Annotated in this window: 14 protein-coding genes and 2 pseudogenes; 9 read left to right on the top strand and 7 right to left on the bottom strand. The window is 45.5% G+C overall.

All coding sequences use genetic code 11. The annotated features are described in order from the left end of the window. Window positions 1–50 precede the first annotated feature (50 nt). The 4 genes and pseudogenes from NFS31_RS25600 to NFS31_RS25585 all read right to left on the bottom strand — a co-directional run. A pseudogene (locus NFS31_RS25600) lies at window positions 51–1,079 on the bottom strand (VirD4-like conjugal transfer protein, CD1115 family); the annotation flags it as partial. Further along, window positions 1,079–1,561, bottom strand: a complete 483-nt coding sequence (locus NFS31_RS25595) for a PcfB family protein (protein WP_251501605.1) — start codon at window positions 1,559–1,561, stop codon at window positions 1,079–1,081. The pseudogene NFS31_RS25600 and the gene NFS31_RS25595, both read right to left, overlap by 1 nt. Window positions 1,562–1,597: 36 nt before the next feature. Beyond that, window positions 1,598–1,951 carry a DUF7768 domain-containing protein gene (locus NFS31_RS25590; protein ID WP_251501602.1) on the bottom strand — a complete coding sequence of 118 codons (354 nt, stop codon included), beginning with the start codon at window positions 1,949–1,951 and terminating at the stop codon, window positions 1,598–1,600. Between the two features lie 48 nt (window positions 1,952–1,999). Beyond that, entirely contained in the window at window positions 2,000–2,905 is a 906-nt protein-coding gene (locus tag NFS31_RS25585; RefSeq protein WP_251501599.1) for a DUF6017 domain-containing protein, read from the bottom strand. Between the two features lie 265 nt (window positions 2,906–3,170). On the opposite strand from NFS31_RS25585, the pseudogene NFS31_RS25580 reads away from it, so the two are divergent. After that, window positions 3,171–3,554 (top strand): annotated as a pseudogene (locus NFS31_RS25580) (plasmid recombination protein); the annotation flags it as partial. Between the two features lie 257 nt (window positions 3,555–3,811). On the opposite strand, the gene NFS31_RS25575 reads toward NFS31_RS25580, so the two are convergent. The 3 genes from NFS31_RS25575 to NFS31_RS25565 all read right to left on the bottom strand — a co-directional run bounded on the left by NFS31_RS25575 (window position 3,812) and on the right by NFS31_RS25565 (window position 6,365). Then, complete coding sequence (locus NFS31_RS25575; RefSeq protein ID WP_251501596.1) at window positions 3,812–4,813, bottom strand: tyrosine-type recombinase/integrase; 1,002 nt, start codon at window positions 4,811–4,813, stop codon at window positions 3,812–3,814. Between the two features lie 135 nt (window positions 4,814–4,948). Next, window positions 4,949–5,539 (bottom strand): hypothetical protein, encoded by a 591-nt coding sequence (locus tag NFS31_RS25570; RefSeq protein WP_251501592.1) that lies wholly within the window; start codon window positions 5,537–5,539, stop codon window positions 4,949–4,951. 439 nt (window positions 5,540–5,978) lie between these two features. Beyond that, window positions 5,979–6,365, bottom strand: coding sequence for a helix-turn-helix transcriptional regulator (locus tag NFS31_RS25565; protein WP_251501589.1), 387 nt, complete (start codon window positions 6,363–6,365; stop codon window positions 5,979–5,981). A gap of 149 nt (window positions 6,366–6,514) precedes the next feature. On the opposite strand from NFS31_RS25565, the gene NFS31_RS25560 reads away from it, so the two are divergent. From NFS31_RS25560 to NFS31_RS25525, 8 genes are all read left to right on the top strand, one after another. Beyond that, window positions 6,515–7,177 (top strand): SprT-like domain-containing protein, encoded by a 663-nt coding sequence (locus NFS31_RS25560; protein WP_251501585.1) that lies wholly within the window; start codon window positions 6,515–6,517, stop codon window positions 7,175–7,177. A 27-nt stretch (window positions 7,178–7,204) separates the two neighbouring features. Further along, entirely contained in the window at window positions 7,205–7,465 is a 261-nt protein-coding gene (locus NFS31_RS25555) for a hypothetical protein (RefSeq protein WP_251501582.1), read from the top strand. A gap of 18 nt (window positions 7,466–7,483) precedes the next feature. After that, window positions 7,484–7,672: a hypothetical protein gene (locus NFS31_RS25550; RefSeq protein ID WP_251501579.1), complete on the top strand. Its 189-nt coding sequence runs from the start codon at window positions 7,484–7,486 to the stop codon at window positions 7,670–7,672. A 210-nt stretch (window positions 7,673–7,882) separates the two neighbouring features. Next, window positions 7,883–8,047, top strand: a complete 165-nt coding sequence (locus NFS31_RS25545; protein ID WP_251501573.1) for a hypothetical protein — start codon at window positions 7,883–7,885, stop codon at window positions 8,045–8,047. Continuing rightward, entirely contained in the window at window positions 8,013–8,744 is a 732-nt protein-coding gene (locus NFS31_RS25540) for a BRO-N domain-containing protein (RefSeq protein ID WP_251501570.1), read from the top strand. Before NFS31_RS25545 ends, NFS31_RS25540 begins: the two co-directional genes overlap by 35 nt. Further along, a complete protein-coding gene (locus NFS31_RS25535; protein ID WP_251501568.1) occupies window positions 8,741–8,935 on the top strand; it encodes a hypothetical protein in 195 nt (64 codons plus the stop codon). The genes NFS31_RS25540 and NFS31_RS25535 overlap by 4 nt, the downstream gene beginning before the upstream one ends. Before the next feature lie 26 nt (window positions 8,936–8,961). Next, window positions 8,962–9,381 carry a helix-turn-helix domain-containing protein gene (locus NFS31_RS25530; RefSeq protein WP_251501565.1) on the top strand — a complete coding sequence of 140 codons (420 nt, stop codon included), beginning with the start codon at window positions 8,962–8,964 and terminating at the stop codon, window positions 9,379–9,381. Between the two features lie 25 nt (window positions 9,382–9,406). Further along, on the top strand, window positions 9,407–9,813 hold a 407-nt coding region (locus tag NFS31_RS25525), incomplete at its 3' end, for a pentapeptide repeat-containing protein (protein WP_251501562.1).

The following is a 9,813-nucleotide window of genomic DNA, read 5'->3' as shown; positions in this document are numbered from 1 at the left end:
TCACTTTTACCTCTTTGCAGGAAAATCCTACGCAAAGTTTATATGCGACAACGTGTCGCTGCACTGTCAAAGGGGGCAAGCCTGGCCCCGCAGGAAATTAAAATACTTTTTAGGGTCTTGCCGGCGGCCATTTTAAATTTTTTATACTGCCGTGCCGCAAAATGGTTGGGGTCACGCTGCTCCAGCTGCTCAAAGAGAAGGTCAACCGCTGACTTGAAATTCTCATCATCCTCCCGGCACTCGCAGGCGTTTATCATATCCAGCAGGGTGTTCATGTTCTTTTCCTCCACCGGCGCCTCATAGTAAATGTAGGCGATCAGCGCCTGGTACAGCAGGGCCTCCGCCTTCTGCCAGAAATCATCGCCGCCCTTGGCTTCCCCCTGGGTGTTGGTCATGATTACCGTCACCAGGGTGAGAATGTCCGTTTCCCCGTGGAGATAAACGAAAGGGTTGTAGTGCATGGAGCAGGAGAAATCAATGGTATTTAAAACTTTGATCCGATACCCTCCCCGCACCAGCGCACGTCCCACCTCCTCGACCACGGTACCTTTCGGATCAGAGCAGACATATGAGGCATTCATCTGGAGCAGGTTGGGCTTGATGTGGTAGCGGGTCTTGCCGCTGCCGGAGCCGCCGATGACCAGCACGTTTAAGTTGACGTTCCTCTTTTCCGGGTCAGCGATCTTCCCCAGGGTCAGACGCTCCGTGTCGGACAGAAGAATGTTCTGGGAAAAATCCGGGTCGATAAACGGCTCAATGTCCTTTGCCGTCCCCCAGCGGGCCGTTCCATACTCAGCGCCACGCCGAAATTTCCGGGCATTCTTGCCCTTCTGGTAGACAACGAACCACAAAAGAGCGCCGCAAAAGGCTCCCACCAGCAGGTCAAAGGGGTGGAAACTTGGCAGCGGGTTTGCGAACGCCGGGCCGATTGTAAGGAAAGCCCCGAAAATCCGATCCAGCACGTCACCGCCGGAGGCCATGCGGTACGCCTGCCCCAGCTTGGTAGCCATTAACCCCATGAAGAGATAGGGGAAACCCGCCTTTAACAGCTTGGCTTTGTTGATTTTTTTTCGTTTCATTATCTGTCCACCTCCTGCTGTTTGTTCCGGGAGAGGGACTTGGCCATGTTTTTGACCACCTCCTGCAATTTGACAAGCTGCCTGCGGATCGAGGGCTTTTCCCTGGACTTGTCGTTAACCACCCGGCCCGAATACTCCCGGAAGGCTGCCGTCAGAGCGTCAGCGTCCCGGCTCTTGAAAAAGACCAGATACCGGGGCGGCTGGGTGGAGGCGTCCTTCTTCAAAGCGAAATCAATGCCGTATTTCCGGGCCACCTTCTCAAAGGACTTGATATTGCCGTCCGTGACCTCAATGTTGCTGACCCCGACCCCCTGCCGTACAAGATGTTTCACGCTCTGTTTGCCCTTATAGACTTTGGGGTTTTTCCGCTGCTTCTCCATTTCCGCAAGGGCCTTTATGAGCGCCGCCTTCAGCACGCCGGCGGTCAGCTTGGTGGTTTTAATGCTAAGCGCAACGGATTTGTTCTCAATTTCTTCCTGCAATCTGTCACCACTCCTTTCCCTGGCAGGAGGGAACCATTAAGGCTCCACCTGGTTTTCTCCCTGGGAGCGTATCGTTAAGATCCCGTCCAGGGTGGTCGCCGTGATACCCAGCCGCTGGGCAACGGCGATGTCGTTCTTCACTGCCTCGTCCACCTCGTCACCGCAGACGATCAGGACATGGCTCCGGCGCAGAAGTTCACGGGCCATGTCAATGCCGTCCTTATGCTCGGCGGGGATAGAATCCCGCAGGAAGTTGGGCAGGTAGAGAACCGGGCAGATCGGGGTAAATCCGGTCTCATAGACTTTCCGGCAGTAAACGCTTGCCTGGTCAGCGACCGTAAACTCGCCGCCCTTCCAGACAGCGGTAATATAAGCGAATGGTTTTTTCATGGAACACTCCTTTCCCCGGCAGCGCCGGTATAGGCAAGAAAAAAGCAGTTACCCGCCGCCGTAAAGGTCGTGGTTGACCAGGGCCGTGTAGTAGCTGCTTATGGTTGTGGGGGCGTTATAGAGGGAGGTGAGCAGGTAAGAACGGATATTTCGTACTTTTGTGGTATTGGACTTTAAGCAGTCCACCACGTATTTGATATGCTCCGAGTTGAGTTTTAACAGACGGCTCTTTACCACCTCCGCAGGAAAGTCCTGGCCGCTGATCCGCACCATGGGTTTTGTGCCGCATACCGTATCCACCATAATGTCTAATATCTCGTCCAGAATTTCGGCGTCATAGCCAAGGCGCTCCCTGGTGATGTCATACTCAATATTTTCCTTAATCAACCTCCGGTAAGCCCGTATCCTATCCATCGTATCGTCAGCCCCAGGCCCACGGCTTTCCGTCAGCCCACTGGCCGGATAGATCGATAGGTCAGTATCATTCAATTCAGTCTTATTCTTCTCAGTATTATTAGTGGCCGTTTTCTGGAAGTCTTGACTTCCCGTTTGCGGAACTTTAGACTTCCGTTTTTCGGAAGTCTGGATTTCCGGTTTCCGGATAAAGTTTTTCACGTAGATGATCGTGGGCTTTCCCTGGCCCTGCTTCTTTCGTTCAATCAGCCCATTCTTATCCAGTTCCCCAAAGAGGGAAACCGCCTTTGTATGGCCGCAGCACAGATACTCCAAAGCGTCCTCCAGGGTGAAATAGATAAATACCCGGCTTAGATCGTCCAGCCAGCCGTTGCGGACAGACAGCCCCATGCGGTCAAGCATAAGGCCGTAGAGGATCTTGGCGTCAGAGGATATGCGCCGGTAGCCAGGGTCAGTGAACAGTACTTTCGGTATCCGGTAGAAGGTATATTGTTCCGCCTCGTCGCCATAGAAGTAATCCAGCATGGCAGGGTCTGGCATGGCTTCGCTTCACCACCTTTCCGCAGTCAGCAGGCCGGAAAAGGGCATGAAAAAAAGAACACCACCGTAAGATAGCGTTCTTTATTGTGTAATTTGCTGAAAACCCATGCCTTTATAGCCGTCTGTGACTGATATTTTTAGTAGTTTCGCTAGTTCGCTTAGAATACTCAGCTTTCGCAGAAAGTAACAAAGGCTATGCGCCGTTTCCGGCGCTCATTACCCGATTGGGAGAAAGGGAAATTTATTGAAGCGGACAATCAGCGTTATGACAGGGAAAGGCTCTGTCAACCATAACAGCAGAAAATTCCATGCAAAGAACACTGACCCGGAGCGGAGTTGTCTGAACGTGAAATACTGCAATGAGAATATCAAAGATGTATACCATGAATTATTTGATGAAGCACTCGCCCGATACAATGAAAAGCAGACCAGAAGTGACCGCCGGATTGATGATTATTATGAGAAAATCTGTTCCGGCAAACAGGAGAAGCCGTTCCATGAGATTATTTTGCAAATCGGGAATAAAGACGATATGGGAGCAAAGACAGAGGAAGGACAGCTTGCGGCAAAGATACTTGATAAATATATGCAGGACTTCCAACAGCGCAATCCTACCTTGAGGGTGTTCTCTGCCTATCTCCATATGGATGTAATATGGAGCAAGGTTTTGATTGTGTATTGTGTGTATAGCGTTTGTAAAATGGGGGAAATAGGAACAGTATGCACAAAATGGTGATAATTGTATATGGTGTTGTAGTTGCTGGCTTGTAGAAGTAAGATTCTAGAAGCCAATTTTTATTTCCGGTATTAAGCAACAGAACTTCAAAACTCAGAGGTGCTGTGGTATAATGTTGACAGAAAGCCCCGTATTGCTTGATTTTCCGGCAATACGGGGCTTTTTTGTTACTAATTCGTTATTAGTTCAATGTTCATTTTGAGTTCTTCTATATTTTTATGGGTGTAAACCCGTTCACCCGTCCCTTTCGACTTATGCCCCATGATTCTATCAATGCAGACCTTATTTGCCCCGGCAGAATCAAGGCGGCTTCTGAATGTGTGGCGGCACTCATGCGGGGTATGCTGCATTTCCAGCTTGTCCATGATGCCCGCCCAAAATTCCCTATATTGTGTTTGGTTCAGCTTTTTCCCGTTGTATTCAAACAGATACCCGCTTTTTGATTGTTCAATCCTCTTTTGAACAATACTTTGAATTTTTGAATGAATGGGGACAAGTCGATTTTTCCCGGCAGCGGTTTTTGTTCCCCCGGTGATCGTTCCGGCTTCAAGGTCAACCGTTTCCGTTTTCAGGTCTATCATTTCCGAAATCCTGAATCCGGTGTAAAGGAAGAATAGGATTGAATCAACCCATTCCAATTTCTGGTTGTCCCATATCCGGGCAACTTCTTCATCCGTGAAAATCTCCTTGCTTGTTTCCGGTATTGGTGCAGAGGTAAGCAGATCGGAACAGCACTTTGAAATTATGTCCAGTTCCATAGCGAAACGGTCAAGGTGTCCGAACAAGTTTTTGATTGCCCCTTGCGTGGAATAACCCTTTCCGCAGCTATCAATACAATCTTGCATTTGGTAAGATTTGATTTGCTTATATTTCACCTTTTCCAGCTTCACACAATGTTTGTATGCAGATTTCAGGGAACTTTGATTTGAAGCCCCCAATTTGACAGCCCGCTTTTCCAGCCACAATTTATATAGTTCCTGAAATGTGATTTTGTCCGTCTGTATATCCCACGGATCATTATTGTATTGAGCAAGAAGGATAAGTCCTTCTTCCCGTGTGGCGGTATATCCTATGGGCTTTTGCTTCCCGGATATACCTTCCTTCACAACGTATGGTTTGCGGCGATTCCCTGATAGCTTAGTCACCGTACCATACCCATTTGGTAACTTCATAAAAATCATCCTTTCCTTGATTTTGGAAGGATGAAGTGGTATGATAAGTATGTGAACTGCCTATAATATCACTTCATCCTGAATTATAGGTCACGTCCCGCTGGTGTTGCAGCACTGGCGGGAATTTTTTGTTTCTCATAGTTCGATTTGAACCCCTGAATTTGTATTCAGTTCATGGAATTCTTTAACCAGTTTTGATGCAGAAGGGGGATTATTTTTAATATCGAAACCAATATATTTCAACTCCCCTTGCTCCCCGGTATAGGTAATAATTAAATATTGGGTAGTGGTTTTCACCTTTTTATTTTTTGTCCTTCCCCCGATTATCGCACCCAAAGTCCCAAACATCACGCCTCCAGCGATTGCCCCACCAATACTTGAAACCGCCTGACTTTGAATTTCAGTGTCGGTTTTGATGGACATATCAGTGATTTTCTCTCGTGCCAGCTTGATGCTGGTTGTCCCGGCTTTGAATTCAATTCTATCCGAAAAAGATTTAATTTCACATAAGGTATTTTCTGGAATCTGTAGCCCGTCCACATGATGAAATGCGGTATAAGATAAAATTCCGCTTTGTCGGATAGCTTCTTTGTTAGCTTTTGCCCTTTTCCGGGATTTTCTAATCATTAGCACAATCAGAACCATAACTGGAATTATAATCAATGGCGGCAACCATTCGGGAAAAGTCGCCGAACCGACAGAATTTGTTGTACCTGCAAGTAACATGATAATCTCCTTTCTGATTTTTGAAATAAATTTTTCAAAGTGCAAGTAGTTCAAGATAAACCAGTTATTTATTACTATATTTATTTTTAATTTTCATCATAAATTTATGATGATTTCTTCCTTTTGCTTAGAAGTTGGAAGTAACTTGGTGCATCTTGAATTTTCTTGATTTTATGCGGTTTTTAACTTGAACCGCAACTTGAACCATCTTGGTGCCAACTTGGATTTATCTTCCACCTTCACCTTAACCGCTTGTCTTGACAGCCGAACATATGTTTGGTATAATTTCTGTATCGCTACCATAGAACGTGCGGCTACATAGAGGGTGAGAAGCATGGACTATAAACAACTCATTATTGAGTTGCTTGATAAAGCGTCAGCCAATCAACTTAGACGGCTATATCACTTTATCAGGATGTATTTGGGGCTGGACTGATGTTCAGCCCTCTTTTTCTGTGTCATCAGCGGCAAGTTCTTTCGCTTTCTTTTCTAAAAATTCCCATTCGCTATCAGATAAACCCATGAGCATAGTTACAAACCGCTTTTTAAACTTGGAATCTTGACCGCCTAAAACTTTTCCAGCCCATGCCATTAGTTGATCTTCCATGTCCAATTCTGCAAACATTTCTCCATTCCCATGTCGGAGCCAATTTTCATTGACATTGAATTTGGTGCAGATCAGGGAGATTACAGCATCACTGGGAGCATTTTTGCCAACTTCATATGCTCCAATATTTCCCCTTGATATTCTTATCTTGTCTGCAAATTCCTGCTGTGTTAAATCTAACTCCCTTCTTAGCTTTTTAATCCGATCTTTCAAAATCATCACCACCTTTCTGTTACTAATTATAAAGTCAAAAATGTTGCTTGTCAACAAAATGTTGGTTAATTTCAAAAAAATGCTTGACAAAAGATATTAACCAACATATAATTGCAATATACCAACAAAACAAGTAACAGAAAGGGTACTGGATCATGGCAGAACAGAGTTTGAAACCTATAATTGATAAACTTGAAAATTTATTTTCAAAGTTCAATGAAAAGTTTTACGGCGGTGAACTTCAAAAGCCGATTATCACCGTAAGCCCGGACACCACAAAAGGGGCTTATGGATGGTGTACCGCATGGAAAGCGTGGAGCAACAAAGAGCCGAAAGCGATTTCCGAAATGAAACCGGAAGAAGTGGAAGCTATGAAAAATGAAGGGTTCTATGAAATCAACCTTTGCGCTGAACACCTTGCAAGACCTTTTGAACACGTTGCTGAAACCCTCTTACATGAAATGGTTCATCTTTGGAACTTGCAGCAGGGAGTTCAGGACACTTCCAGAAGCGGGACTTATCACAATAAGAAATACAAGGAAGCTGCTGAACAACATGGTTTGACCGTTGAAAAAGATGCAAAATACGGGTGGACGAGAACAAGCCTGAACCCGGAAGCAAAAGCCTTTGTTGACAGCTTGCAGGACAAGAAATTTCAGCTTTTCAGGAAGCCTGAACTGAAACTTCCGGGAGCGTCCAAAACCAAACAATCAACCCGGAAATATGTCTGTCCCGGATGCGGTTGCATTATCAGAGCAACAAAAGAAGTGAATGTTATTTGTGGCGATTGTGAAATGAAGTTTGAGGAAGCGGAGTAAAACCCGCTTCCCGGAAAGGTGGAGAATATGACATTAAGAAAATTTCTGGAAGTGCTGGCGGTAAGTATGCCGTTCACGGTTGGGACAATAGAAGGTCAGGGCTGGATCGTTTACTATGACGGGGAACACGAAATTAAAGTTCCTGATGATCTGGCAGACAGACCGATCACCAACATTTACCCTAGAAATGAACGGGAAAGAACGGTTGTCTGTGGTGTGGAAACTTGCTGTGAACTGAAAGCTGGACTTGTGATAGTGGTTGAAGGCTGTGAAAACGGCAGTATTTAAAGAAAGGCGGTAACGGATATGACATTGAAGAAAGTGCATGATTTAGGGCTGATTGATGATAACACGGTGGTTTGGGTTCGTGGAGCTGATCTCCATCTGATTACAAGCGGAAACTGGTATCAGGACAACATTCTGAAATACATGAACGCTGAACTTGAATGTTTCACATGGCAGGATGATAACAATTTCTACATTGATTTGAAATAAAAGGATGAAGTGATTTTGATATAGATGGGGTGCTGCAACACCCCGCCGTAATGCAGGCAAGGACGGTCACAACCCCGTGAAAATGCAGAGTGCGGTGAACCTTGGCAACTGAATCTGTCCGGCAGCGGCTTAATCACCCGTAAGAGGTAATCAATGTAAATCCTCTGCATAAGAGCCGTGCAAATAAATTTAAAGAAAGGAAGTGGGAATATGTCAGAGAAACAGAAAAAAATCCTTGAAACTTTTAAGCAGGTATTACCGGAAATGTCTAAAGAAGATCAGAACTATCTTCTTGGATATGGTGAGGGTATGGCGGCAGCGTTGAAGAAAAGAGAAAGTGATGGTGAAGAGGATGGACGAACTGAAAATTTTTGAAAATCCAGAGTTCGGTCAGATAAGGACAATCACTATTGACAATGAACCTTGGTTCTGCGGTAAGGATGTTGCTTCTTCTTTGGGGTATGTAAATACAAAGAAAGCACTCTTGGATCACTGTAAAGAACCCTGGGTAACGATTTGTGACCTGGGGGTACAGACGGGAACAAAGGCAGACGGAAGTCCAGCAGTTCAGCAAGTAAAGATGAAGTTTATTGGAGAGCCGAACTTGTACCGCCTGATTACTCACAGTAAACTTCCTTCCTCTGAAAAATTTGAACGGTGGATATTTGAGGAAGTTCTTCCGGCAATCAGAAAAACGGGAAAGTATGAAGTTTCAGGGAAAGAGCAGGGGTACAAACCAACAAGACCGCTTACCAGTGATGATTACATGGATGCCGGAAAAGCAATAGCAAGGTGTGACAATAGACGGCTTCCTATCGTGCTTGACTTATTCAGGAAAGCAGGGCTTGACATCCAGAAAGTTACTGACATTCAGAAGAAAAAGAATCATGAAGAATCTGACAACGAATATTTTATTGGTCTGTTAAACCAGTACGGGTTAAATGAACTGACTGAAAAGTTGGGGATATGCCGGAGTTCTATTTATTATTACCGGATTGGAAAATACAAACCGAACAAAAAGCGCAAGGAACTAATAATCAAGATTTTAACAGAGGATGGTGAAACGGAATGAAGAAAGTTTTATCTGCTGCAATCGTGAAGGTTCTTGAATTTGATTCCCCGGAAGAAGCAAGGGAATATCTGGACGGCATGAAAGCCGCAGGAAAGAATTTCCGTGTTGCGTGGGAATGTGATGTTGCTGGCAACAAGCGGCAGATCAAGGTTCAGGAGCAGTACAACAAAAGTCCCATGATTCAGGACTAACCAGAAAAAGAGAAAGGATGAAGTGAATGATGAAATTTGCAGACAAATTGAAAAACCTGATGAAAGATTTGGGTATCAGTCAATCCAAACTTTCAGACCTTACCGGGATCGGGAAATCTTCGATCAGTCAGTATCTTTCCGGCAAGAATGAACCCGCAGAGGATCGCAAGAAGCAGATCGCCCTTGCGCTGGGAGTTCAGGAGAACTATTTCAACCAGTTTTCTGAAACCGCTGCAACGGTTCAGCATGACGGGGTTGTGAATGTTCCCGTGCCGCTTATCGCTAAACTGATGGGGAAATCCAAAGAATGGGTTATGCAAGGGTTACGGGATGGAGTTTTCCCGTGGGGCTATGCGGTGAAGTTGCAGAAATGGAGTTATTTTATTTCTTCTGTGAAATTCACTGAATACACGGGAATTGAAGTTCCTATGAAAGAAATTGCCTGATGGCAGAAAGAGAGGATAACAAAACATGAGTGAAACAGGAGTTGTTAAAGGGTTCAAGGTGTTCAATCCTGATTGGACTTGCCGAAACAAAGCGTACACTTGCCCCGGCAAATTTGAAGAAGATGTTACCCCTTCCGTGTGTGATGAAGGTATGCACTTCTGCAAAAAGGCGGCTGATTGCTTCAATTATTACCGCTTCGATCCTGAAAATAAGGTTGCGGAAGTGGTTGCTTATGGCACGGTTGCGGAAGATGGGGATAAATGTTGTACTGACAAGCTGGAAATCGTGCGTGAAATCCCGTGGGCTGAATTGCTTGAAATCGTGAATACGGGAAAGGGTTGCACCGGACTTTGCAACAGCGGCAACCGGAACAGCGGCAACCGGAACAGCGGCGATTGCAACAGCGGCAACCGGAACAGCGGCGATTGGAA

It is taken from the genome of Otoolea muris (assembly GCF_943193115.1).
Classification (GTDB): Bacteria; Bacillota; Clostridia; order Lachnospirales; family Lachnospiraceae; genus Otoolea; species Otoolea muris.
This window is presented reverse-complemented; position numbering and strand designations above follow the sequence as displayed.